Source organism: Thauera aromatica K172, from assembly GCF_003030465.1.
Taxonomy (GTDB): Bacteria; Pseudomonadota; Gammaproteobacteria; order Burkholderiales; family Rhodocyclaceae; genus Thauera; species Thauera aromatica.
Genome location: NZ_CP028339.1, coordinates 989,752 through 1,011,657, shown reverse-complemented (window position 1 = coordinate 1,011,657; position 21,906 = coordinate 989,752). Strand labels below are relative to the sequence as shown.

The 21,906-nt window shown below is 65.5% G+C and carries 23 protein-coding genes and 1 pseudogene; 6 read left to right on the top strand and 18 right to left on the bottom strand.

Translation table 11 applies throughout. From position 1 onward, the window contains the following. Positions 1-64: 64 nt before the first annotated feature. Both secD and secF read left to right on the top strand, forming a co-directional pair. Positions 65-1,945, top strand: coding sequence for a protein translocase subunit SecD (secD, locus tag Tharo_RS04880; RefSeq protein ID WP_107220231.1), 1,881 nt, complete (start codon positions 65-67; stop codon positions 1,943-1,945). Between the two features lie 27 nt (positions 1,946-1,972). Next, positions 1,973-2,905, top strand: coding sequence for a protein translocase subunit SecF (secF, locus tag Tharo_RS04875; protein ID WP_107220230.1), 933 nt, complete (start codon positions 1,973-1,975; stop codon positions 2,903-2,905). A 296-nt stretch (positions 2,906-3,201) separates the two neighbouring features. On the opposite strand, the gene Tharo_RS04870 is transcribed toward secF, so the two are convergent. The 4 genes from Tharo_RS04870 to secA form a co-directional block, all read right to left on the bottom strand. Beyond that, positions 3,202-3,519: a DUF2322 family protein gene (locus Tharo_RS04870; protein ID WP_107220229.1), complete on the bottom strand. Its 318-nt coding sequence runs from the start codon at positions 3,517-3,519 to the stop codon at positions 3,202-3,204. 91 nt (positions 3,520-3,610) lie between these two features. Beyond that, positions 3,611-4,987 carry an adenylosuccinate lyase gene (gene purB / locus Tharo_RS04865; RefSeq protein ID WP_107220228.1) on the bottom strand — a complete coding sequence of 459 codons (1,377 nt, stop codon included), beginning with the start codon at positions 4,985-4,987 and terminating at the stop codon, positions 3,611-3,613. Between the two features lie 182 nt (positions 4,988-5,169). After that, the gene (gene argJ / locus Tharo_RS04860) at positions 5,170-6,408 is read right to left on the bottom strand and encodes a bifunctional glutamate N-acetyltransferase/amino-acid acetyltransferase ArgJ (RefSeq protein ID WP_107220227.1); all 1,239 of its coding nucleotides are present in this window, start codon (positions 6,406-6,408) and stop codon (positions 5,170-5,172) included. Positions 6,409-6,516: 108 nt separating this feature from the next. Next, positions 6,517-9,243 (bottom strand): preprotein translocase subunit SecA, encoded by a 2,727-nt coding sequence (gene secA, locus Tharo_RS04855; RefSeq protein ID WP_107220226.1) that lies wholly within the window; start codon positions 9,241-9,243, stop codon positions 6,517-6,519. 43 nt (positions 9,244-9,286) lie between these two features. On the opposite strand from secA, the gene Tharo_RS04850 reads away from it, so the two are divergent. After that, complete coding sequence (locus Tharo_RS04850) at positions 9,287-9,775, top strand: DciA family protein (RefSeq protein ID WP_342749588.1); 489 nt, start codon at positions 9,287-9,289, stop codon at positions 9,773-9,775. An 18-nt stretch (positions 9,776-9,793) separates the two neighbouring features. Here Tharo_RS04850 and Tharo_RS04845 read toward each other — a convergent pair whose 3' ends face one another. The 5 genes from Tharo_RS04845 to Tharo_RS04825 form a co-directional block, all read right to left on the bottom strand. Further along, the gene (locus Tharo_RS04845; RefSeq protein WP_107220225.1) at positions 9,794-11,161 is read right to left on the bottom strand and encodes a TolC family outer membrane protein; all 1,368 of its coding nucleotides are present in this window, start codon (positions 11,159-11,161) and stop codon (positions 9,794-9,796) included. Positions 11,162-11,163: 2 nt separating this feature from the next. Further along, entirely contained in the window at positions 11,164-12,510 is a 1,347-nt protein-coding gene (locus Tharo_RS04840; protein ID WP_107220224.1) for an HlyD family type I secretion periplasmic adaptor subunit, read from the bottom strand. Positions 12,511-12,574: 64 nt separating this feature from the next. After that, entirely contained in the window at positions 12,575-14,329 is a 1,755-nt protein-coding gene (locus Tharo_RS04835; RefSeq protein ID WP_245881001.1) for a type I secretion system permease/ATPase, read from the bottom strand. Between the two features lie 32 nt (positions 14,330-14,361). Then, positions 14,362-16,110: a type I secretion system permease/ATPase gene (locus Tharo_RS04830; protein WP_107220223.1), complete on the bottom strand. Its 1,749-nt coding sequence runs from the start codon at positions 16,108-16,110 to the stop codon at positions 14,362-14,364. Next, the gene (locus Tharo_RS04825) at positions 16,107-16,709 is read right to left on the bottom strand and encodes a hypothetical protein (RefSeq protein WP_107220222.1); all 603 of its coding nucleotides are present in this window, start codon (positions 16,707-16,709) and stop codon (positions 16,107-16,109) included. The genes Tharo_RS04830 and Tharo_RS04825 overlap by 4 nt, the downstream gene beginning before the upstream one ends. 117 nt (positions 16,710-16,826) lie before the next feature. Between Tharo_RS04825 and Tharo_RS17725 the strand changes: the two genes are divergently transcribed. After that, entirely contained in the window at positions 16,827-17,168 is a 342-nt protein-coding gene (locus Tharo_RS17725; protein WP_211309658.1) for a hypothetical protein, read from the top strand. 116 nt (positions 17,169-17,284) lie between these two features. Here Tharo_RS17725 and Tharo_RS04815 read toward each other — a convergent pair whose 3' ends face one another. From Tharo_RS04815 to Tharo_RS04775, 8 genes and pseudogenes are all read right to left on the bottom strand, one after another. Continuing rightward, positions 17,285-17,563 (bottom strand): Txe/YoeB family addiction module toxin, encoded by a 279-nt coding sequence (locus Tharo_RS04815; RefSeq protein WP_107220221.1) that lies wholly within the window; start codon positions 17,561-17,563, stop codon positions 17,285-17,287. Then, positions 17,553-17,810, bottom strand: a complete 258-nt coding sequence (locus Tharo_RS04810) for a type II toxin-antitoxin system Phd/YefM family antitoxin (RefSeq protein WP_107220220.1) — start codon at positions 17,808-17,810, stop codon at positions 17,553-17,555. The genes Tharo_RS04815 and Tharo_RS04810 overlap by 11 nt, the downstream gene beginning before the upstream one ends. A gap of 147 nt (positions 17,811-17,957) precedes the next feature. Then, positions 17,958-18,229 (bottom strand): annotated as a pseudogene (locus Tharo_RS18155) (type II toxin-antitoxin system RelE/ParE family toxin). Continuing rightward, positions 18,226-18,438 (bottom strand): TA system antitoxin ParD family protein, encoded by a 213-nt coding sequence (locus Tharo_RS04800; RefSeq protein ID WP_107220219.1) that lies wholly within the window; start codon positions 18,436-18,438, stop codon positions 18,226-18,228. The pseudogene Tharo_RS18155 and the gene Tharo_RS04800 overlap by 4 nt, the downstream one beginning before the upstream one ends. Positions 18,439-18,921: 483 nt before the next feature. After that, entirely contained in the window at positions 18,922-19,194 is a 273-nt protein-coding gene (locus tag Tharo_RS04790; protein ID WP_245881000.1) for a transposase, read from the bottom strand. 6 nt (positions 19,195-19,200) lie between these two features. After that, on the bottom strand, positions 19,201-19,581 hold the full coding sequence (locus tag Tharo_RS04785) for a clan AA aspartic protease (protein WP_107220218.1): 381 nt from the start codon (positions 19,579-19,581) through the stop codon (positions 19,201-19,203). 97 nt (positions 19,582-19,678) lie between these two features. Continuing rightward, the gene (locus Tharo_RS04780; protein WP_107220217.1) at positions 19,679-19,969 is read right to left on the bottom strand and encodes a helix-turn-helix domain-containing protein; all 291 of its coding nucleotides are present in this window, start codon (positions 19,967-19,969) and stop codon (positions 19,679-19,681) included. Next, the gene (locus Tharo_RS04775) at positions 19,962-20,285 is read right to left on the bottom strand and encodes a type II toxin-antitoxin system RelE/ParE family toxin (RefSeq protein WP_107220216.1); all 324 of its coding nucleotides are present in this window, start codon (positions 20,283-20,285) and stop codon (positions 19,962-19,964) included. The genes Tharo_RS04780 and Tharo_RS04775 overlap by 8 nt, the downstream gene beginning before the upstream one ends. 208 nt (positions 20,286-20,493) lie before the next feature. Between Tharo_RS04775 and Tharo_RS04770 the strand changes: the two genes are divergently transcribed. After that, positions 20,494-20,745, top strand: coding sequence for a type II toxin-antitoxin system prevent-host-death family antitoxin (locus Tharo_RS04770; protein ID WP_107220215.1), 252 nt, complete (start codon positions 20,494-20,496; stop codon positions 20,743-20,745). A gap of 22 nt (positions 20,746-20,767) precedes the next feature. After that, entirely contained in the window at positions 20,768-20,932 is a 165-nt protein-coding gene (locus Tharo_RS17910) for a type II toxin-antitoxin system RelE family toxin (RefSeq protein ID WP_245880999.1), read from the top strand. Positions 20,933-21,369: 437 nt separating this feature from the next. Here the strand turns inward: Tharo_RS17910 and Tharo_RS04760 are convergent, their stop codons facing one another. Further along, the gene (locus Tharo_RS04760) at positions 21,370-21,897 is read right to left on the bottom strand and encodes a tetratricopeptide repeat protein (RefSeq protein ID WP_107220214.1); all 528 of its coding nucleotides are present in this window, start codon (positions 21,895-21,897) and stop codon (positions 21,370-21,372) included. Between the last annotated feature and the right edge of the window lie 9 nt (positions 21,898-21,906).

Here is a 21,906-nt window from a genome sequence, read left to right as displayed (position 1 = left end):
CCGCCCTGCGCCGCGCCCTCCGCACTGCGCCTTTCCGCCTCGCTCCTCCACTTTCCCGCCGACGATGAACCGCTACCCTCTCTGGAAGAACATCCTCATCGGCCTCGTGCTGCTCTGGGGCCTGATCTATACCCTGCCCAATTTCTACGGCGAAGTGCCGGCAGTGCAGGTGTCGAGCGCCAAGGCCACCCTCAAGCTCGATCCGGTCGCGGTCACCGAGCGCATCGGCAGCGCCCTGCGCGCCGCCGGCATCGACCACACCGGCATCTTCTCCGACGCGACCAGCGTGCGTGTGCGCCTCGCCGACACCGAAACCCAGCTGCGCGCCAAGGACGTCATCGAACAGGCGTTCACTCCCGACCCCGCCGACCCGTCCTACGTCGTCGCCCTGAACCTGCTGTCGGCTTCGCCGAGCTGGCTCACGTCGATCCAGGCCCTGCCCATGTACCTCGGCCTCGACCTGCGCGGCGGCGTGCATTTCCTCCTCGAAGTGGACATGCCGGGCGCACTACTCAAGCGCCTCGACGCCACCACCGGCGACCTGCGCACCCTGATGCGCGACAAGAGCGTGCGCCATGCCGGCATCAGCCGCGAAGGCAACACCGTGGTGGTCCGCTTCCGCGATCCCGCCCAGCGCGAAGCCGGTCGCCGTGCGATCCAGGACTCCACCACCGACCTCCAGCTCGCCGAGCGTGACGATGCTGCCGACGACCTCAAGCTCGTCGCCACCCTGACTCCGCAGGCGCAGCAGACGATGCGCGACTTCGCGATCAAGCAGAACATCACCACCTTGCACAACCGCATCAACGAGCTCGGCGTCGCCGAGCCGGTGATCCAGCAACAAGGGGCCGAACGCATCGTCGTGCAGCTGCCTGGTGTGCAGGACGTGGCCAAGGCGAAGGACATCCTCGGCCGCACCGCCACCCTCGAAGTGCGCATGGTCGACGACACCCCGGGCGCCATCGAGCAGGCCCTGGCCGGCAGCATTCCCTTCGGCACCGAGCTGTACACCGAGCGCGGCGGCTCGCCGCTGCTGGTCAAGAAGCAGGTCGTGCTCACCGGCGACCGCCTCACCGATGCCCAGCCCGGCTTCGACGGCCAGACCAACGAGCCCGCCGTGCATCTGACCCTCGATGCCGCCGGCGCACGCATCTTCCGTGACGTCACGCGCGAGAGCGTCGGCAAGCGCATGGCGATCCTGCTGATCGAAAAAGGCCAGGGCGAAGTTGTCACCGCGCCGGTGATCCGCAGCGAGATCGGCGGCGGCCGGGTGCAGATCTCGGGGCGCATGACCACAGTCGAAGCCAACGACGTTGCCCTGCTGCTGCGCGCCGGTTCGCTCGCCGCACCGATGGAGATCATCGAGGAGCGCACCGTCGGCCCCAGCCTGGGCGCGGAGAACATCACCAAGGGCTTCCACTCGACGCTGTGGGGCTTCCTCGCGATCGTCGCCTTCATGTGCGCCTACTACCTGCTGTTCGGCCTGGTGTCCTCGGTCGCGCTCGCCGCCAACCTGCTGCTGCTGGTGGCGCTGCTGTCGCTGCTGCAGGCCACCCTGACCCTGCCCGGGATCGCCGCGATGGCGCTCACCCTGGGCATGGCGATCGACGCCAACGTGCTGATCAACGAGCGCATCCGCGAAGAGCTGCGCAACGGCGCCAGCCCGCAGGCAGCGATCGCCGCCGGCTACGACCGCGCCTTCGACACCATCCTCGACTCCAACATCACCACCCTGATCGCCGGCATCGCCCTGCTCGTGTTCGGCTCCGGCCCGGTGCGCGGTTTCGCGGTGGTGCACTGCCTGGGCATCCTGACCTCGATGTTCAGCGCCATCCTGGTGTCGCGGATGCTGATCAACTTCATCTACGGCCGCCGCCGCAAGATCGACGGTCTGTCGATCGGCACGGTCTGGAAGCCGGCAGCCGACACCGCCGCCAAGCGCTGAGCGGACGAAAGGACAGGGAACCGAATCATGGAATTCTTCCGCATCAAGAAAGACATCCCGTTCATGCGCCACGCGCTGGTGTTCAACGTCATCTCGTTGATCACCTTCGTGCTGGCGGTGTTCTTCCTCGCCACCCGCGGCCTGCACCTGTCGGTGGAGTTCACCGGCGGCACCCTGGTCGAGGTCAGCTACGCCGAAGCGCCCCAACTCGAGCCGATCCGCGAGGCGCTCACCGCCAGCGGCTACCCCGACGCTCAGGTGCAGAACTTCGGCAGCGCCCGCGACCTGCTGATCCGCCTGCCCAACCGCGACGACCTGGACACTTCGCGGGTGTCGGAAACCGTCATGGCGACGCTCAAATCGGTGACGGGCAGCGCACCGGAGCTGCGCCGCGTCGAGTTCGTCGGCCCGCAGGTGGGCAAGGAGCTCGCCACCGACGGGGCGATGGCGCTGCTGCTGGTGATCCTGGGCATCGTGGTCTATCTCGCGCTGCGCTTCGAATGGCGCTTCGCGGTGTCGGCGATCATCGCCAACCTCCACGACGTGATCATCATCCTGGGCTTTTTCGCGTTCTTCCAGTGGGAGTTCTCGCTGCCGGTGCTGGCCGCGGTGCTGGCGGTGCTGGGCTACTCGGTGAACGAATCGGTGGTGGTGTTCGACCGCGTGCGCGAGACGTTCCGCAAGAAGCGCAGCATGGACACCCCGGCGGTGCTGGACCACGCGATCACGAGCACGATCTCGCGTACCGTGATCACCCACGGCAGCACCCAGATCATGGTGCTGTCGATGCTGATCTTCGGCGGCGAGACGCTGTACTACTTCGCCCTGGCACTGACCATCGGCATCCTGTTCGGCATCTACTCCTCGGTGCTCGTCGCCAGCCCCCTGGTGATGTGGCTGGGGGTGTCGCGCGAGCAGTTCGTGAAGCCGAAAAAGGAGAAGGAAGAGGCGGTGGTCTGAAGCCACGGTCTTCCCGATACGAGAAAGGCGCCTACAGGCGCCTTTTGCTTTTCTCGGGAATGACAGGCGGTAGTGTGCGCGGCCTCGATCCGACCTCGGCGTCGGTGGCCTGTCGCCGCCTGCCCTCGCGGCCTTCGGCTACCCTCGGCGGAGCACGTCGCGGGGGCGGCGACGCAAACTCGGCGCTGCGCGCCTCAAACATGCGGCGCCTTGTTTCCCCCGCGACGCCCTCCGCCTCGGCGCTCGTGAAGTTGGCGACAGGCCACCGACTCCGAGGTCTACCGCAGAGAGCAGCCTCAGACCGCAAACACCTGCTTCACCTTGAGCGTCTCGCCGCGTTCGATCAGGCCGATCAGGCGATCGATGTTGGGGTGCTTGCCGGGATGGGCGCGGGCATCCTCGGTGTGCTCGGCGTACAGCTCCAGCCCCTTCCGCGCGGCCTCGGGCGAGATCGCGCCGTAGAGCTGGGCGAGGTGGTTGTACACCGCGAGCGAGCCGGCCTGGCCGGGCTTGTTTTCGATGCTGGCGACGACCGCGTCGGCGGCGTCGAGCAGGTTCAGGGCGGCGAGATGCGACACGCCGGGCAGGGTTTTCAGGTTGTCGGCGAAGGCCATTGATCAGGCTCCTTGTTGTGCAGACGCCACCGCGAGGGTGGCGTCGAAAGTTGCGCTGGCGCGCGGCCGGCGGCGGCGGGGCCTGGCGGGATCAGATGCGACGGGCGAGTTCCGCCGCCTTGCCGACGTAGCTCGCCGGCGTCATCGCCAGCAGGTGGTCGCGCGCCTCGGCGGGAATCGCCAGGCTGCGGATGAAGTCCTGCAGCGCCGCGCGGGTGATGCCCTTGCCGCGGGTCATCGCCTTCAGCTGCTCGTAGGGGTTGGCGATGCCGTAGCGGCGCATCACCGTCTGCACCGGCTCGGCGAGCACTTCCCAGCACTCGTCGAGGTCGGCGGCGAGGCGCGCCGGATCGGCCTCGAGCTTGGACAGGCCGCGCAGGCAGCTGTCCAGCGCGAGCACGGTGTGGCCGAAACCGACCCCCATGTTGCGCAGCACGGTGGAATCGGTGAGATCGCGCTGCATGCGCGAGATCGGCAGCTTTTCGGAGAAGTGCCTGAGCACCGCGTTGGCGATGCCGAAGTTGCCTTCGGCGTTCTCGAAGTCGATCGGGTTGACCTTGTGCGGCATCGTCGACGAGCCGACCTCGCCTTCCTTCAGCTTCTGCTTGAAGTAGCCGAGCGAGATGTACATCCAGAGGTCGCGGCAGGCGTCGATCAGCATGGTGTTGGCGCGCGCGATGGCGTCGAACAGCTCGGCCATCGCATCGTGCGGCTCGATCTGGATGGTGTAGTCGTTGAAGCTCAGACCCAGCGATTCGATGAAGCGGCGGTTGAAACCCTCCCAGTCGAACGCCGGCCAGGCCGACAGGTGGGCGTTGTAGTTGCCCACCGCACCGTTGAACTTGGCGGTGAGCGCGACCCCGGCAACCGCCGCGCGGGCACGCATCAGGCGCGCGGCGATGTTGGCCATCTCCTTGCCGAGCGTGGTCGGGCTCGCCGGCTGGCCGTGGGTGCGCGACAGCATCGGCAAGTCGGCGAGGGCGTGCGCCAGTTCGCGAAAGCGCGCGACCACGGCGTCGAGCGCGGGCAGCAGGACGGCGTCGCGGCCCTCGCGCAGCATCAGCGCGTGCGAGGTGTTGTTGATGTCTTCCGAGGTGCACGCGAAGTGGATGAACTCGGACACCTTCATCACTTCGACGTTGTGGCCGAGGCGCTGCTTGAGCCAGTACTCCATGGCCTTGACGTCGTGGTTGGTGGTGGCCTCGATCGCCTTCACCGCCTCGCCATCGGCGGTCGAGAACGCCGCCACGACCGCGTCGAGCTCGGCGATGGTCGCCGCCGAGAAGGGCGCGATCTCGCCCAGCGCCGGCTCCGCAGCGAGCGCCTTCAGCCATTCGATTTCCACTTTCACCCGGTTGCGGATCAGGCCGTGTTCAGAAAAATGCTCGCGCAGACCCGCGACCTTGCCGTGGTAACGGCCATCGAGCGGGGACAGGGCGGTCAGCGGGGACGGGACGGCATTCGGCATGGGGGGAACTTCCGGAAAAAGCGGGTATTTTAACGCCTGCCCTCCTTCACGCCAGAAAACAAAAGACGGCGGGCGAGCGGGTGGGCACGGTGCGGATCGGCCCCGCGCCGCAAGGCCGCGCAGCACGCGGGCGGACGGCAGGGCTTGGCGGAGCGAAACCGGGCAACCGCGCCCAGCCCGCCTCAGCTGCGGTAGTCGGCGTTGATCTTGACGTAGTCGTAGGAGAAGTCGCAGGTCCACACCGTCGCCGCGGCGCCACCGCGGCCGAGGGCGATGCGCACGGTCAGCTCGGCGTGCTGCATGATGCGCGCGCCCGCCTCCTCCACGTAGGACGCCGCGCGCCCGCCGTGTTCGGCGACCAGCACCGACTCGTCCGGATTGCCCAGCCACACGCGCAGCGCCGACACGTCGAGGTCGTCGATGCCGGCATAGCCGATCGCCGCCAGGATGCGTCCGAGGTTGGGGTCGGAGGCGAAGAAGGCGGTCTTCACCAGCGGCGAATGCGCCACCGCGTAGGCGACCTTGCGGCATTCGTCGCGGTCCCTGCCGCCTTCGACCGCGATCGTCATGAACTTGGTCGCGCCCTCGCCGTCGCGCACGATGGCCTGCGCGAGCGCGATCGACACCTCGACCACGGCATCGCGCAGGGTGCGGTAGTCGGCGCTACCGGCATCGGTGATCTCGGCATTGCCGGCCGCGCCGGTGGCGATCAGGATGAAGGAGTCGTTGGTCGAAGTGTCGCCATCGACGGTGATGCTGTTGAACGACAGCTCGGCCGCCTCCTTCACCAGCGCATCGAGCAGCGCCTGCGAAACCGCGGCGTCGCAGGCGAGAAAGCCGAGCATGGTCGCCATGTTCGGCTTGATCATGCCCGCGCCCTTGCTGATCCCGGTCAGCGTCACCGTGCGCCCGCCGATCGATACCTGCTTCGACACCGCCTTGGCGAGCGTGTCGGTGGTCATGATCGCGTGTGCGGCATCGAACCAGCCGTCGGCGCGCAGGCCGGCGACCGCCCTCGGCAGGCCGGCGACCAGACGCTCGACCGGCAGCGGCTCGAGGATCACGCCGGTCGAGAACGGCAGCACCTGCACGGCCTCGACCCCGATCTGCCGCGCCAGCGCGGCACAGGTCGCGCGCGCATGGGCCAGGCCCGGCTCGCCCGTGCCGGCGTTGGCCACCCCGGTGTTGATCACCAGCGCGCGGACCGCGCCACCGGGCAGATGCGCCTTGCACACCTGCACCGGCGCGGCGCAGAAGCGGTTTTTCGTGAACACGCCGGCGACACGGCTGCCCGCGGCGAGCTCGATCACGGTGAGATCGCGGCGAGCGGCCTTGCGGATGCCGGCCTCGGCGACGCCCAGGCGCACGCCCGCAACGGGTTTCAGGTCGGCAGGGTGCGGCGTGACGAGATTGACGGCCATGGAATCATTGCCCCTCGATGGTTGTGTTCGATTGCTCCGACGTGACCCGGGGCGAAGGCCCCGGGCCTTCTGCCGCCCCGTCGGGCGCCGCGCCTTGCGGCGGACGGATCAGCTCAGCTTGCCGTGGCAGTGCTTGTACTTCTTGCCCGAGCCGCAGGGGCAAGGATCGTTGCGCCCGACCTTGGGCGCGACGTTGGCCGGCGGCTGCGTGCCGCCCTCGGCGTTGCCCAGCGCCTCGTCGTAGTCGGCATGCCGGTACTGCACGTTCTCGACCTGCGGCGGCGCTTCGGCCGCTTCGAGCTGGGCTTCGGTGCGGATCTGCACCGTCATCAGGATCCGGGTGACGTCGGCACGCACGGCGTCGAGCAGGGCTTCGAACAGTTCGAACGCCTCGCGCTTGTATTCCTGCTTCGGGTTCTTCTGTGCATAGCCGCGCAGGTGGATGCCCTGGCGCAGGTGGTCGAGCGCGGCGAGGTGCTCGCGCCAGTGCGAATCGAGGCTCTGCAGCATGACGCTGCGTTCGAACTGGTGCCACGCCGCCGGATCGACGATCGCCACCTTGGCGGCGTAGGCTTCCTCGCCAGCCTGGAGGATGCGTTCGAGAAGGGCTTCGTCATCGAGGCTGGGCTCGGCTTTGATCCATTCGCCCACCGCCACCTTGAGCTGGTAGTCGGCCAGCAGCGCCTGCTCGAGGCCGGCGATCTCCCATTGCTCCTCGACGCTTTCGGCGGGCACGTAGCGGCGGAAGAGGTCGTGCACCACGCCCTGGCGCATCGCGCGGATGGTGTCGGAGATGTCTTCGCTTTCGAGCAGTTCGTTGCGCTGCTGGTAGATGACCTTGCGCTGGTCGTTGGCGACGTCGTCGTACTCGAGCAGCTGCTTGCGGATGTCGAAGTTGCGCTGCTCGACCTTGCGCTGCGCCGACTCCAGCGAACGGGTCACCATCGCGTGCTCGATCGCCTCGCCTTCGGGCATCTTCAGCCGCACCATGATCGCGTTCAGGCGCTCGCCGGCGAAGATCTTCATCAGCGGATCTTCCAGCGACAGGTAGAAGCGGCTGGAGCCGGGGTCGCCCTGGCGCCCGGAACGCCCGCGCAGCTGGTTGTCGATGCGGCGCGACTCGTGGCGCTCGGTGCCGATGATGTGGAGGCCGCCGGCGGCGATCACCTGCGCGTGCACCCCGGCCCATTCGGCACGCATCGCCGCGGCCTTGGCTTCCTTTTCTTCCGGCGACAGCGACGTGTCCTCGCGCATGAGCGAAACCGGCTTCTCGATGTTGCCGCCCAGGACGATGTCGGTGCCGCGGCCGGCCATGTTGGTGGCGATCGTGACCACGCCCGGGCGGCCGGCCTGGGCGACGATCTGCGCTTCGCTGTCGTGCTGCTTGGCGTTGAGCACCTGATGCTCGATCTTCGCCTTCTTCAGCACCTCGGAAAGAAACTCGTTGGTCTCGATCGAGGTCGTGCCCACCAGCACCGGCTGGCCGCGCTCGACGCAGGCGCGGATGTCCTCGATCACCGCGTCCCACTTTTCCTTCGCGGTGCGATAGACCTTGTCGTTCTCGTCCTTGCGCTGGGTCGGCTTGTTGGTGGGAATGACCACCGTCTCGAGGCCATAGATGGAGTGGAACTCGAAGGCCTCGGTGTCGGCGGTGCCGGTCATGCCGGCGAGCTTGCCGTACATGCGGAAGTAGTTCTGGAAGGTGATCGAGGCCAGGGTCTGGTTCTCGGCCTGGATGCGCACCCCTTCCTTCGCCTCGACCGCCTGGTGCAGGCCGTCCGACCAGCGCCGGCCGGGCATCAGGCGGCCGGTGAATTCGTCGACGATGACGACCTCGCCGTTCTGCACCACGTAGTGCTGGTCCTTGTGGTACAGCGCCTGGGCGCGCAGCGCGGCATACAGGTGGTGCACCAGCAGGATGTTGGCCGGATCGTACAGGCCGCCGCCTTCGGTCAGCAGCCCCATCCGCACCAGGATCTGCTCGGCGCTCTCGTGGCCCTGCTCGGTCAGCAGCACCTGGTGGGCCTTCAGATCCACCGTGTAGTCGCCCGGCTCGGTGACCTCGTCCTTGTCGTCGAGCCCGCCTTCCTGCTTTTTCAGCAGCGGTGCGACCTGGTTCATCTTCAGGTAGAGCTCGGTGTGGTCCTCGGCCTGGCCGGAAATGATCAGCGGCGTGCGCGCCTCGTCGATCAGGATCGAGTCCACCTCGTCGACGATGGCGAAGTTCAGCTTGCGCTGCACGCGCTCATTCACGGCATACACCATGTTGTCGCGCAGGTAGTCGAAGCCGAATTCGTTGTTGGTCCCGTAGGTGATGTCCGCAGCATAGGCCGCCTGCTTCTCGGCATGCGACATGCGCGACAGGTTGCAGCCGGTGGTCAGCCCGAGGAAGCCGTAGATCCGCCCCATCCACTCGGCGTCGCGGCTGGCGAGGTAGTCGTTCACCGTGATCACATGCACGCCCTTGCCCGCCAGCGCGTTCAAATAGGCGGGCAGGGTCGCGACCAGGGTCTTGCCCTCGCCGGTGCGCATTTCGGCGATCTTGCCGTAGTGCAGCACCATGCCGCCGACGAGCTGGACGTCGAAATGGCGCATGCCGTGCACCCGCTTGCCGGCTTCGCGCACCACCGCGAACGCTTCCGGAAGGACGGCTTCGAGCGTCTCACCATTGGCCACACGCTGCTTGAACTCCGCGGTCTTGGCGCGCAAGGCCTCGTCGGACAGGGCGGACGTTTCCGCTTCGAGCGCATTGATCTTGCGCACGGTCTGAGCGTACTGGCGGACGAGGCGGTCATTGCGACTACCGAAGATTTTCTTGAGCAGGCCGGAGAGCATGTTTTTGGGGTCGACGTCGATTCGGCAAAGGCGGCAGTTTATCATGGCGCATCGCAACCCCCATGACGGCAGTTTTCCCCTGCCCACCGCAACCATGAGCCAGCCTCTTCGACGTTACCTGGGAAGTGGCGATGCGCTCGCCCGGCTGCAGGACCACGCCAACCGTCTGCGCCGCCTTCAGGCCGCGCTCGACGGCGCGCTTGCACCGCCACTCGCCGCGCAGTGCCGGGTCGCCAACCTGAAGGAAGGCGTGCTGGTCATCTTTGCGCAGTCCGGCGCAGCCGCGGTCAGGCTCAGACAGATGGCACCAACAGTGATCGGGCTGCTGAACCAGGCAGGACAACCGGTCCACACCCTCAAGGTCAAGGTTCTCGTCTCCGAGCCGGCCGCCCCCCACAGCAGCATGGCAGCGGACCGAAGCCTTTCCCGATCCGCCCGTGACCACCTCGAGCATTTCGCCGCGGTCCTCCCTCCCGAGTCCGATCTACGCGCGGCGATCGAGCGCCTGGCCCGGCGGGCCCGTACGCAGTAGAACCGCGCCGGCCCGCCTTCAGCCCTTCAGCCAGGCATTGATCTCGGCGACGCTCCGTTCCCGGTCCTGCCCCACCAGCGCACGCAAGCGCACGCGCGACACCAGATACAGGTAGCGCGCCTCGGCCAGGTCGCGCAACGTGACCTGCAGTTGCTGCTCGGCATTGAGGACGTCGACCGTGGTGCGGCTGCCGGCTTCGAACGAACGCCGGCTCGATCGCACCAGCTGCTGCGCCGAGCGCGCGGCCTGTTCGAGCGCCCTGACCTTGAGCACGCCTTCGGTCACCCCGCGGTGTTCGCGGTGCACCCGCACGGCGAGGTCACGGCGCACGGCCTCGAGGTTTTCCTCGGCGCGGGTCTGCTCGGCAATGGCCTGGCGGACGGTCGAGTTGACATAGCCACCGGCAAACAGCGGAATATTGACCTGGAGGCCAATCAGGCGGTTGGTATAGCTCGAACTGGGCGAAGTGACATTCTCGCTGCCGCTGCGTGAAATCTGTGCCACTGCATCGACGGTGGGGTAATGGCCGCCACGCGCCTTGGCGATTTCGGCCCTCGCCGCTTCCAGCCGCGCCTCGAGGGCGCGAACTTCAGGGCTGTTTTCCTCGGCGAGGCGAACCCATTCCGTGACATCGGCCGGCTCGGGCGGCAGCAAGGGCAAGCGTTCCGCATCAATGCCGGCGAGCGCATCGACCGGCTGATCGATGAGGATCTCGAGCTGACGGCGGGTGAAGTCCACGTGCTGACGCGCGCTGAGCTCATCGGCCATGTTCATGTCCAGCCGCGCCTGGGCCTCGTCGATGTCGGTGCGCGTGCCAAAGCCCGCTTCAAGCGACTTGCGCGCCGCATCGAGCTGGGTGGTGGTGACGGCCTTCTGCTTGAGCACGAGATCCAGCGCATCCTGCGCCAGCAAGGCTTCCATGTAGGCGCCGGCGACGCGCGCGCCGAGATCCTGCAGCTCGCGCTCGAGCGTCGCCTCGGCGTCGTCGACGACGAAGCCGGCCTGGCGCAGCCCGGCGAACAGCGGCATCCGGAACAAGGGCTGGCGCAACTGCAGGGACTGGTTGTAGCTGAAATACTCGTCACCGAACTCCACCTCCTGCCCGAGCGAATTCTCCTGGGTGCGGTCGATATCGTTCTTGTTGCGGCCGAGACTGATCGCGATGTTCGGCAACAGCTGGGCGCGCGCCTGCGGCAGGCGTTCGACCGCTGCATCCCGGGCTGCGCGCGCCGCGCGGATCGTGGCATCCTGTGCCAGCGCGGCCTGGTAAGCCTGCATCAGATCCAGGCTCCAGGCCGGCGCGCACACCGCGCCCAGGGCGGCCGCAACCACCAGGGAACGCAGCCAGGCGCCGCAAAGCCGGAGCAGGGAACGGGAATCGGCCATGCTCACTCCTCCTTCAGCGACGCCGCCAGGCGCTTGGTCAGCGGGTTCAGCAGATAGGTCAGCAGGGAGCGCTCGCCGGTCTTGATGATCACTTCGGCCGGCATGCCCGGCTGCATGCGGCGCTTGCCGAGTGACGCCATGCCATCCGGAGTCACCTTCACGCGCGCCAGATAATACTGAATCTGGCCACCACCGATCTGCTCGGTCAGCAGGTCGCTCGACACCGACATCACTTCGCCCTGCACCACCAGTTGCGGCGAATGAGCAAAGGCATTGAAGCGGATGTCGGTAGGCAGGCCGGCGTGCACCTTGTCGATCAGGTGCGGCTCGATCCGCGCTTCGAGAAGCAAGGGCTCGTCCTCGGGCACCACATCCATCAGCTTCTGCCCGGCCTGCACCACACCGCCCACGGTCTGCATCGCCAGCCCGATCACCTGACCGGCGGCCGGCGAGCGAATCTCGGTGCGGTCGAGATCGGCACGGACGGCAACCAGCTTCTCGGCATCGGACTGCACTTCGCGCAGGACGCCAGCCAGTTCGGTTTCGACTTCCTTACGGTATTCCTGCCGGCGCGCCAGCGCCTGCTGGCGCAGCTCGGCGATCGCGCGCTGGGCCCGGGTCGTATTCCCCATCAGCTCAGCGAGCGAGGCGTCCGCCTCGGCCACGGCGCGCTCGAGCTCGAGCTGGCGGTTGCGCGGCGCATAGCCTTCGGCGACCAGCGCTCGGGTGTGCCCGAGTTCCTCCTGCAGCAGCGCGCGCTGGCTGCGGCGGGGGCCGATCATGTTCTCGTAAGTCTGCAGCAGCGCCTGCTGGCCGAGAATGCTTTCCTCGATGCCCTGCAAGGTGGCGCGCAGCGCGGCACGGCGCGACTGGAACAATTGCCGCTGCATGTCCATCTGCCCCCTGATCAGCGGGTCGGCGGCGGCTTCGAGCAGATCCGGGTGAAAAACGATGGCGTCGCTGCCGGACTGCTCGGCCTCCAGCCGGCCCTGCATCGCACGCAGCCCGAGATAGCGCTGGCGCACGGATTCGTGGTTGGCCCGCGCCGTGGCCGGATCCAGCTCGATCAGTGGCTGGCCTTCCTGCACCAGTTCGCCCTCGCGTACCAGCACACGCTTGATGATGCCGCCGCTCAGATGCTGGACGGCCTTGCGCTTGGTGTCGATGGTCACCGTGCCCTGGCTGGGAACGCCTTCGTCCAGCGGGGCCAGCGCTGCCCACAGCAGGAAGCCACCGAAGCCCAGGCCCAGGGCCCACAGGCCGATACGGGCGGCACGGCCGGCATCGGCCGGCGGCGTGCCGTTCTGGGAGGCATCGAGAGTAGCGGAAGTCATGTCAGGTGCGGCCATGGTGTCGTCCAGCGGAAATCGGGTTGAAGGTTCGGAGCCGGAGCCCGGCCATCCGGAAGGCCGCTCAGGCGGCCGAGGGCGCCGGCGGCGCAATCGGGGGCGACGGCGAAACGGCGGCGGGCTGCGCCGCCGGGGGGCGCAGCTGCGCGAGCACGGCGTCGCGCGCGCCCTGCATCAGGATGCGCCCATCGCGCAGCACCACCAGCTGATCAGCGACCGCGATCGCCCCGGGGCGGTGGGTGATCAGGAACACCGTGCGCCCCTCGCGCTTGAGCCCGCGCACTGCACTCGTCAGCGCAGCCTCGCCGACGTCATCGAGGTTGGCATTCGGCTCATCGAGCACGACCAGCGCCGGCGTGCCGTACAGCGCCCGCGCCAGGCCGACGCGCTGGCGCTGGCCGCCGGAGAGCAGACCGCCGGCTTCGCCCATCGGCGTGTCGTAGCCCTTGGGAAAACGCAGGATCATCTCGTGCAGGCCGGCACTGCGCGCAGCGGCGATGACCTTCTCCGAATCGATGTCGGCAAAGCGGGCGATGTTCTCGGCGATCGTGCCGTCGAAAAGTTCCACATCCTGCGGCAGATAGCCCAGGTGAGGACCGAGCTCCCTGCGGCTCCAGCCAGCCAGCGGCTGCCCGTCGAGCAGCACTTCGCCGTCGACTTCGGGCCAGATGCCCATCAGCACCCGTGCCAGCGTCGATTTGCCCGACCCGGAGGGGCCGAGCACCACCGTCACCGTGCCGGGCTCGGCGTGCAGGCTCACCCCCTTGAGAATCGGCTCGACCCGGCCGACAGCGCGGGCAACGACCTCACGCAGCACCACGGCGCCGGTGGGCGGCACCCGGCTCAGCGCCGGATCACGCTCGGGATGGGCCTGCAGGAGTTGCTCCAGGCGGCCAAACGCGCTGCGCGCGCCGAGAAAGCCGCGCCAGGTGCCAACCATCTGGTCGATCGGCGCCAGCGCGCGGGTCATCAGCACGTTGGCGGCGATCATCGCACCGGGCGTCAGTTCGCCATCGATCACCAGCAGCGCACCGGCCCCCAGGGCCAGGGACTGCTGGCAGTAACGGATCCATTTGCTCAGTACGGTGATGCGATGGGTCAGGCCATGGGCGACGCCCTGCCTTTCCATATAGTGCTGGTGGCGCTGCGCCCAGCGCTGGCGCAACCCCGCGAGCATGCCCATTGACTCCACCACCTCGGCGTTGCGCAGCTTGTTCTGCAGATAGATATTCACGTCGGTACTGGCCCGGGACGCCTCCTCGGCCGGCTGTACCGTGCGCCGATGGCCCAGCCACGCCATGCTGGCCTGGATCAGGGCGAAGCCGATCGACACCCAGCCCAGAAAGGGATGAAGGAAGAACAGCACCCCGATGTAGATCGGCGCCCAGGGTGCATCGAAGAATGCGAAGATTCCGTTGCCGGTCAGGAACTGGCGGATCTCGGTCAAATCCGCGAACGCCCGCTGCGCCGGCGCCCCCGACTGGCTGAGATTGGCCTCGAAGCTGGCATTGAACACCCGGGTGCTGAGCACGGCATCCAGGCGCACGCCGGCACGCACCAGCAGGCGGGAACGCGACCACTCGGCAAACGCCATCACCGCGAACAGGAACAGGGTGATCAGGGACACCACCAGCAGCGTCAGCTCGCTGCGGCTGACCAGCACCCGGTCATAGACCTGCAGCATGTACAGCGTCGGTGTCAGCATCAGTACGTTGGCCACCATGCTGAAGACGCCGACCACGAAAAATTCGCGCCTGAACGCATACAGCGTGGCGGCAAGCTCGCTGCGCGCAAAAAAACCCTTGACTGCCATGTTCATCCCGATCGCTGCGGTTCGTCGGTCGGTCCGCGTCATCGCGCACCGATTGCCTGGGGTGCGGGCGCCTGCGCCCTGGCTGGCGGCGCGGCCTGGGCCGCGGCCTGGTTGAGTGCCGCCAGCACCTGGTCGCGTGGGCCGAAAGCCTGCTGGGCGCCATCGCGCAGCACCAGCATCTTGTCGGCCACGGCCAGCACGCTGGTGCGGTGGGTCATGACGACGAACGTGGTGCCGCGCGCCTTCAGGCTGCGGATGGCCTGCGCAAGCGCGGCATCGCCAGCCTCGTCCAGGCTGGAGTTGGGCTCGTCGAGGACCACGAATACCGGATCGCCGTAGATCGCACGTGCCAGAGCCACGCGCTGGCGCTGGCCGCCGGACAGTATCGCCCCCTCGCGCCCCACCGGGCTGTCGTAACCGCCGGGCAGCGAAAGGATGAACTCATGCAGACCGACCGCCTGAGCGGCCGCCTCGACCCGCGCCATGTCCACCTCACCGAAACGTGCGATGTTTTCCGCGAGCGAGCCCTCCAGCAGTTCAACCCCCTGCGGCAGATAGCCCAGACAGGGCCCCAGCTCGAGCTTGTCCCAGGCAAACACGTCCGCACCGTCGAGGCGGACCTTGCCGCTCATCGTCGGCCACAGCCCCACGAGCAGGCGCGCGAGCGTCGTCTTGCCCGAAGCCGAAGGGCCGACCACAGCCAGCACCTCCCCCGGCTGCAGCGCGAACGCTACTCCGCGCAGGATCGGCGCATTCGAGCCGGGCGCACCGGCAATCACGTTTTCCACGCTCAACAGCCCGCGGGGTGCGGGCAGCGACATCGCCGGCGGGCGCTGCGGCACCTGGGCAAGCAGCTGCTCGAGCCGCCCCCAGGCGACGCGCACATTCACCACCGTGCGCCACTGGCCGACCAGCTGCACCAACGGCGCCAGCATGCGCCCCCCCAGCACCGAGCCGACGATCATCATTCCCGGCCCGCCGGGAAGCGCATCCTCGAGGATCAGCCATCCCCCCAGCCCCAGCAGCAGCGAACTCAACGAAACCTGCACGAACTTGCTCGCAGCCTGGAACGCGCCGGCCTTGTCCGAAGCCAGCGCCTGCAGGCCGAGGAACTCCTGCTGCCTGGCCATCCAGCGCCGGTGGATGTCATGCAGCATGCCCATCGACTCGATGACTTCGGCGTTGCGCAGTGAACCATCGGCATATTGCTGGGCGCCGATGGCGGCCCGGCTGGCCTCCGCCAGAGGCGGGTTGGTGCTGCGCTCGTTGAACCAGGCCAGCCCGACCTGGAGCACCGCACCAGCCACCGCGGCCCAGCCCAGCGCCGGACTAGCCAGGAACAGGATCATCATGAACACCAGCGACACCGGCGCTTCCATCACTGCTCCCAGTACCGGGTTGTGCAGGAAATCGCGGATCGTCCGGAAATCGTTCATCGGCTGCACGCTGGGCGCCCCCAGGCGACGCAGGTTGGATTCGTAGATGGCCTGGAAGACGCGCGGCGCCAGGCGCCGGTCCAGCCCCTGCCCGGCCTCGCGCATCGTCTCGGCGCGGGCCCAGTCGAGCACTTCCATCACCAGGTAGGCGAGCACCACCATCAGCGTCAGCATGGCGAGCGTCATGTGGCTGCGGCTATCGACCACCCGGCCGTAGACCTCGAACATGTAGGCAGTCGGCACCAGCACCAGCAAGGCGCAGACCAGGGCGAACCCGAAGGCGCGGCGGTAATGCGGCCTGAAGGCGAGCAGGGCCTCGCTCAGTTCGGACGGTTTTTTGTTCGGATTCATGCAGGGTCTTCGATCATCAGGTATTCGGGAATGTCATCATCGGGCGGCGGCGCGGCGGCCTTCTCCTCCTCGTCGACAGCAGCAAACGAGAAGAGCAGCTCGAACCCGCCATCGCCCCGCTGCGACAGCACGATTTCGCGCAATTTCTGCGTATGGAACGCAGCTTCGTCCTCGGAGCGCAGGGACAACTGGAAGCGAATGCGCCCGTCCAGCGTGTACATCGACAGCTGCCCGGCCTTCAGGCTCAGGGTATGCCGATCGAAATACACCGGGCAGTTGTCCGCAAAACGCAGCAGCGGCAACGGACGCTCGCCCAGGCGCGCAACGTTGAACGGGCTTTTCGGATGCTGATACACCAGCCGGCTCGCACGGCACACGGAATAGATGGCGTTGCACACCATCTGCGAACCGATGTCGGGAAACTGCTCGCGCAGCCGCTTGTAGGTCATGTGGTGCAGCGCAACCCGGTTCCAGCAGCGCGTGTCGCGGACAATCGGCGAGAGGGCGTTGCACAAACGGGCGAACGCCGCCTGCAAGGCCAGCAGGCGGGCCGTCTGTTCGGGAGCAGTGTTGAGCCGGAGGCGGAGGAGTCCGTGCATGAGGAGCGCGATTGTACAGCATCTCCTATATGAATTTCTGCATCGATTTCTGCCCGCCGCCTTCTTCGTTGCCCGGACTGCAGCTGGCTGCCCCCACGCTGGGACTGGGTCGATCCCTTGAAGGATATCCGGGCCGAGATCGTCGCCATCGAAGTGGGACTCAAGTCGCGCACCCCGGCCATTGCCGAACGCGGTTTCGATACCGCCGCCGTGGATGCCAGGATTGTCGGCGACCACCGCCGTGAGGATGACCTCGGGCTGCTGTTTGGCCGGGTGAGGTTCCCCCTCCGAGGGGCGATCCTCAGCGACGGCTACGCCGAAGGGAAGACGGCGGTGGGCGGACGCTTACTGATGAGTTGCCTTGCCCAGATCGAAGACCCGCGCCGAGCGGGCTACGCGCGTCGCCATGACCTGCAGGAGGTTTTGGCGACGCCGTCTGCGCGGTGCTGTACGACATGAACAGCTTCGAAGACATGGCGTTCTGGGCCGAGCACAAGGTGACCTGGCTCAAGCGCTTCCTGAAACTCGAGGGCGGCATCCCGTTGCACGACAATGAGGCTGCGAGGTGTGCGGGGTTATTGGTAGTGGTAACGACAGGCAATCACCACCAAGGCCTGCGCATCCAGGCAGTAGACCAGCCGGTGGGTGTCGTCGATACGGCGCGACCAAAAGCCCGAGAGGTTCTCTTTCAAGGGCTCGGGTTTGCCGATGCCCTCGAAGGGGTGGCGCAGGCAGTCCTTGATCAGGGCATTGATGCGCTTGAGGGTCTTGCGGTCCCGGCCTTGCCAGTATTCGTAATCCTCACAGGCGGCCAGGGTCCAGGTGAGTTTGAGCAGCTTGTCTTCAATCGGCATCGACCAGGTCCTGCTGCTTCACCTGTCCCTGGCGGTACTGCTCGATGGAGCGGACCAGATGTGCCGCATTGGCGGGCGACTTCAGCAAATGGACGGTCTCCATCAGGCCATTGAAGGTGTCCAGCGACATCACCACGGCATCGGGGGCATCCCGGCGCGCAATGACCGTGTAGTCGGCATCGTCGATGACCTGGTCGATCACGTTTTTGAGGCTATTTCGTGCCTCAGAGAAATTCACCACACGCATGACGATAGCCCCTTTTACCTGTTCTACTTACTGTACAAGTCTAAGGCATTGTGTGCGTGCTTGCAAGGCAGGTGCCGCCGTTAACACTTGGCGGCGGACCTTCAGGACACGACGTGCTTTTATGCGTAAGTCATCATGATCGATGGCTTAGCGCTTCAAGTCGCGGTAGATATTCTCGTGGGGACCGAGGGCAAGCCAGGTACGCGTCGTTTCACCCCACAAGTAGGCGAGCAGATATTGCTGATTGATGCAGTCGAATTTGTAGCCCCAAACGCCGGCGAGGTCGCCTTTTTTTCCTCGCCGAGCATGGGGTTCGTGATCAGTGCACGGATGGCCTCATGGACCGCATTACGCTGGTTGGCGTGCAGTTTCTTGTAGACCCGCTTGAACGCCGGGCGTTGATGCAACGCAACAGTCATGCTTCGGGCAACTCAAAAGGCTCGGACTCTTCTTCCATCGCCTGCAGCGTGTCGCGCACAAATTCGATCGGCAGGTCGGGGTTGTCGAGCGCAGCACGCCCCACTTTGGCCCAGTAGGCCACTTGCTGAGGGATCGAGCGCATCTCTGCCTTGGCGCGAACCCTCGCGGATTCGTACAAGGCATCGTCAATTCGAATCGAAACGCTCATGCCCGCCTCTCCTGTGGTAAGACGCCACAGTTGTAGTTGCGGCCCCTCCCGGAGTCAAACCCATAACCGACTTGCCCTATCTGGCGCCCCGCCTGTACGGGACATCGCTGCTCATTGCTCATTGCGCGCCCCAAACTCGAGGTAATCGGCCACTTTAAGATAGCCTCAGCCTATTGAATATAATCGGGGGTTATGAAACCAAGTGGGTGTCCTTTTGTTTCTTTCGCCAGCGGCTACCTGCTCGACGGTTGGCACAACGGGGGGCAGTGATCGCTTCCAGGGCGCCAGGCCCGCGATCAAAATAAATCACCCGACACAGGCTCAGCGACTTTGCGCGGTCTTCCCGATTTTCCCGGTATAGCACGCCTGCCCAGAGCCGCCGCGATCTCATCGGCAAAGCGGCGGCTGCCCAGCGCCGTCTGGATCAACCCACCCGCAACGGAGACAAACGACGACCCGAACACCCTGGCTTCCCCAGTAAATTCATGAAGCACGGTGACGCAAAGTCATTGACACGTTCCGCTTCATCAACTCACCCGGCGCCCCCGCGAGACTGGAACTCACCAGCAAATGCACATGGTTGGTCATCAACACATAGGCATGGATGCGGCAACCCGTCTTGTCTGCATATTGCTTCAGCCAATCGAGATAAAAACGGTAATCCTCATCCGCAGCAAAACAGATCTGGCGATTGTTGCCACGCTGGATCAGATGCAGGGGCACATCGGGCAGACTCAGGCGCGGGCGTCGGGGCATGAGATTTTATTTCACCAAGGCTACCGGGTAGTTGGGGTGTTGCGGATTGACAATCAAGGCCTGTCGGCGGGAATCAACAACAAGATCCATCGCCTCCAGGGGAATCACCCCCAGCAACGGCTCATTGCCCAGAACGACCGCTTCTGTCACATAAGTCCGATTCTCGAAGGCAATCTCGATCGGAGCAATTTTAGGCACCTTCCGCTGATGGCCATCAGCCAAGGTGACCACCTGCTGACTAACTTCCGTGATGTCGAATCCCAACTGCAAGGCAATCTCTTCTGTGACGCACATGAAGGTCGCACCGGTATCAACGAGTGCATTGATCTGCACCTGCTGATGGCCGAAAAGATTAGTCAGCTTCAGGTTTGCATAGGTCAAGCCCATCTCTTTTCTCCCGGCATGGATTCATAGGAAGGCAGGGCAACACAAAACCGTGGTCCGTCCCCTATTATCCCCTCTTTTGTTCATCGCCCCCGCTGGGTCAGACGTGAAGCACCGACAAGGCATTCGGGTTGGCCTCGACGATCTTCAGTAGCGCACGAGCCGGGCCTGCTGGGCGAACCCGGTGCTGCTCCCAATTCTGCAGTGTCTTTGGTTTAACCCCGATCAGGTAGGCGAAACGGGTCTGGCTCAGTCCTGTGCGCTCCCGGATGGCCTTGACGTCAGGCTCCGGGAACTCCCGCACCTTCGCTCCCGCAACGGCCTCGCCACGCATGTGACGCCCTATGTCGCGAACGCTCTCCAACAGCTCGTCAAATTGCTTGTCATCCATGACTCACCTCCACATCCATCACCTCGGCCAGTCGCCTTAGCTGATCCTTGGTCAGGTCTGCCGCAGCATTCTTGGCGTAGGCGTAGACCAAGTAGCACTGATCGTGCCCAACCCAATAGTAGTAGATCACTCTTGCGCCCCCTCGTTTTCCTCTCCCAGGTAACGGCGCACGCAACTTGCGAAGACCACGACCACCAGGAATCAGATCACCGGCAGCAGGATTCTCCAGCAAGGTCACCTGTAGCTCGCGCAAGTCGTCGTCCGAAAAAAGCTCACTGGCGCAACGAACGAAGATGGGAAGTTCTACAAAGACCATGTGTTGGATTGTACGCTAGCAGCGTAGTTCAGAAATAGAAAAAAGCGCCTCCGGACATTCCTTTGGAAGACGAGGGCCAAGGCGCAAGGCATGCTGCTGTTCAGAATCTGGCGTTATGAAAACAAAGTGGGTGTCCTTTTCATTTTTGTGAGCTTGCAGAGCGCCATAAATGGCTCTATATTTGTATCCAATTCAACAGGGGGTTCCTATGGATGCGATCTACGCCGACTACTCGATCAGCATGTCAGAGTTCAAGAAGAACCCTGCCCAGGTGCTGCGAACGGCAGGTGAGAAGCCGGTTGCAGTGCTCAACCACAACCGCCCGGCGTTCTACATGGTGACGCCCAAGCTCTTCGAGGCGCTGGTGGAGGAGTTAACCGACCGTGATCTGGTGAATCTGGCACGTCAACGACTGGCCAGCAAGGACGCAGCTATCGAGGTGGACATTGACAGCCTCTGACTCCTCCCCATCCCATCACCGTTTGAAGTTCCTGCCGGAGGCCCTGGTCGAGTGGAATGCGCTGGACGGCAGCATCAAGGAGGTGCTGAAAAAACTCCTGAAGAAACGCCTGGCACAGCCCCGACTGCCGGGCACTGAACTCCATGGAGAACTACGAGACTGCTACAAGATCAAGCTGCTCAAGTAGGGCTACCGCCTGGTTTACCGAGTCGAGGATGACGCGCTGGTTGTCCTCGTCCTGGCCGTAGCCAAACGTGAGGACATGGCAGTCTACCGGGCAGCGGTCGACCGGTTGCTGGCCGGAAAGTAGTTCCCTCACCCTCTACCCGAAGAAGGCCCCAACGGTTCACGCCGTTGGGGCCTTCGGTTTTCTTGGAATCTGTGCAGGACCGTTAGGGCCGCCAGGGCCCGTCCAAACCAAAAAAACACAGTGGGCAAACAAACCGATGTGTTGGCACTGGACCCGCCGATGCCCCCAACCTTACGCCCACCATCCACAACAAGGAGTCCTTTTCTTCCGTCTCGCCACCGCGCACCCCGGTGGTGTGGAGGGGCACAATCGGGCGTTATGAAACCAAGTGGGTGTCCTTTTGTTTCTTGCATCTCTTTTCTCCCGGCATGGATTCATAGGAAGGCAGGGCAACACAAAACCGTGGTCTGTTCCCTATTGTCCCCCAGCGGGCGATCCCTGAGTGGGACGATTGCGGGACGCGGGCGTGGTCCGCCAGCACGGGCCGTCGCCCACTCGCCCCAGGCGCGGGCCTGCGCGAGTCGGTCGGCATCGGACACCTCAGGATCGTATTCGAGACCGGTCAGGACGTTGCGGCGGACCGTTGGATGGTTGGGCAAGTGGGTCAGCAGTGCCGCGTAGAGCTGCCTGGCTTCGCTGTGCTGGCCTGCGTCCCGGGCAAGGTTGGCTAGATTGGCAAGCGGGGCCGGGTCGTCCGGCGTCATCGACCGGCAGGCTTCGAGCAGCACGCGTGCATCGGACAGAAACCCGAATGACGACAGCAGCGCAGCCACTTCAAGCTGCGTGTGCGGCGCACGCCCCGCCTCCTCCACGATCTGCCAGCAACCGGCGCGAAACGCGTCGAACCGCCCGGCGTTGGCATGGCGACACGCGGCTTCCAGCGCGGCTGCGGTCGAGCTCATCCATCCACC

Bases quoted from the DNA above. Each gene is read 5' to 3' on its own strand.
- Tharo_RS04870 (WP_107220229.1), bottom strand. From the start codon at position 3,519: ATGGCCTTCGCCGACAACCTGAAAACCCTGCCCGGCGTGTCGCATCTC.
- Tharo_RS04790 (WP_245881000.1), bottom strand. From the start codon at position 19,194: ATGCCCCGACGCCCGCGCCTGAGTCTGCCCGATGTGCCCCTGCATCTG.
- Tharo_RS04785 (WP_107220218.1), bottom strand. From the start codon at position 19,581: ATGGGCTTGACCTATGCAAACCTGAAGCTGACTAATCTTTTCGGCCAT.
- secF (WP_107220230.1), top strand. From the start codon at position 1,973: ATGGAATTCTTCCGCATCAAGAAAGACATCCCGTTCATGCGCCACGCG.
- purB (WP_107220228.1), bottom strand. From the start codon at position 4,987: ATGCCGAATGCCGTCCCGTCCCCGCTGACCGCCCTGTCCCCGCTCGAT.
- Tharo_RS04825 (WP_107220222.1), bottom strand. From the start codon at position 16,709: ATGCACGGACTCCTCCGCCTCCGGCTCAACACTGCTCCCGAACAGACG.
- Tharo_RS04810 (WP_107220220.1), bottom strand. From the start codon at position 17,810: ATGCGTGTGGTGAATTTCTCTGAGGCACGAAATAGCCTCAAAAACGTG.
- secD (WP_107220231.1), top strand. From the start codon at position 65: ATGAACCGCTACCCTCTCTGGAAGAACATCCTCATCGGCCTCGTGCTG.
- Tharo_RS04845 (WP_107220225.1), bottom strand. From the start codon at position 11,161: ATGGCCGATTCCCGTTCCCTGCTCCGGCTTTGCGGCGCCTGGCTGCGT.
- Tharo_RS04850 (WP_342749588.1), top strand. From the start codon at position 9,287: ATGGCGCATCGCAACCCCCATGACGGCAGTTTTCCCCTGCCCACCGCA.
- Tharo_RS04840 (WP_107220224.1), bottom strand. From the start codon at position 12,510: ATGGCCGCACCTGACATGACTTCCGCTACTCTCGATGCCTCCCAGAAC.
- Tharo_RS04800 (WP_107220219.1), bottom strand. From the start codon at position 18,438: ATGAGCGTTTCGATTCGAATTGACGATGCCTTGTACGAATCCGCGAGG.
- Tharo_RS04830 (WP_107220223.1), bottom strand. From the start codon at position 16,110: ATGAATCCGAACAAAAAACCGTCCGAACTGAGCGAGGCCCTGCTCGCC.
- argJ (WP_107220227.1), bottom strand. From the start codon at position 6,408: ATGGCCGTCAATCTCGTCACGCCGCACCCTGCCGACCTGAAACCCGTT.
- Tharo_RS04770 (WP_107220215.1), top strand. From the start codon at position 20,494: ATGGATGCGATCTACGCCGACTACTCGATCAGCATGTCAGAGTTCAAG.
- Tharo_RS04780 (WP_107220217.1), bottom strand. From the start codon at position 19,969: ATGGATGACAAGCAATTTGACGAGCTGTTGGAGAGCGTTCGCGACATA.
- secA (WP_107220226.1), bottom strand. From the start codon at position 9,243: ATGCTCTCCGGCCTGCTCAAGAAAATCTTCGGTAGTCGCAATGACCGC.
- Tharo_RS04815 (WP_107220221.1), bottom strand. From the start codon at position 17,563: ATGCCGATTGAAGACAAGCTGCTCAAACTCACCTGGACCCTGGCCGCC.
- Tharo_RS04835 (WP_245881001.1), bottom strand. From the start codon at position 14,329: ATGAACATGGCAGTCAAGGGTTTTTTTGCGCGCAGCGAGCTTGCCGCC.
- Tharo_RS04760 (WP_107220214.1), bottom strand. From the start codon at position 21,897: ATGAGCTCGACCGCAGCCGCGCTGGAAGCCGCGTGTCGCCATGCCAAC.
- Tharo_RS04775 (WP_107220216.1), bottom strand. From the start codon at position 20,285: ATGGTCTTTGTAGAACTTCCCATCTTCGTTCGTTGCGCCAGTGAGCTT.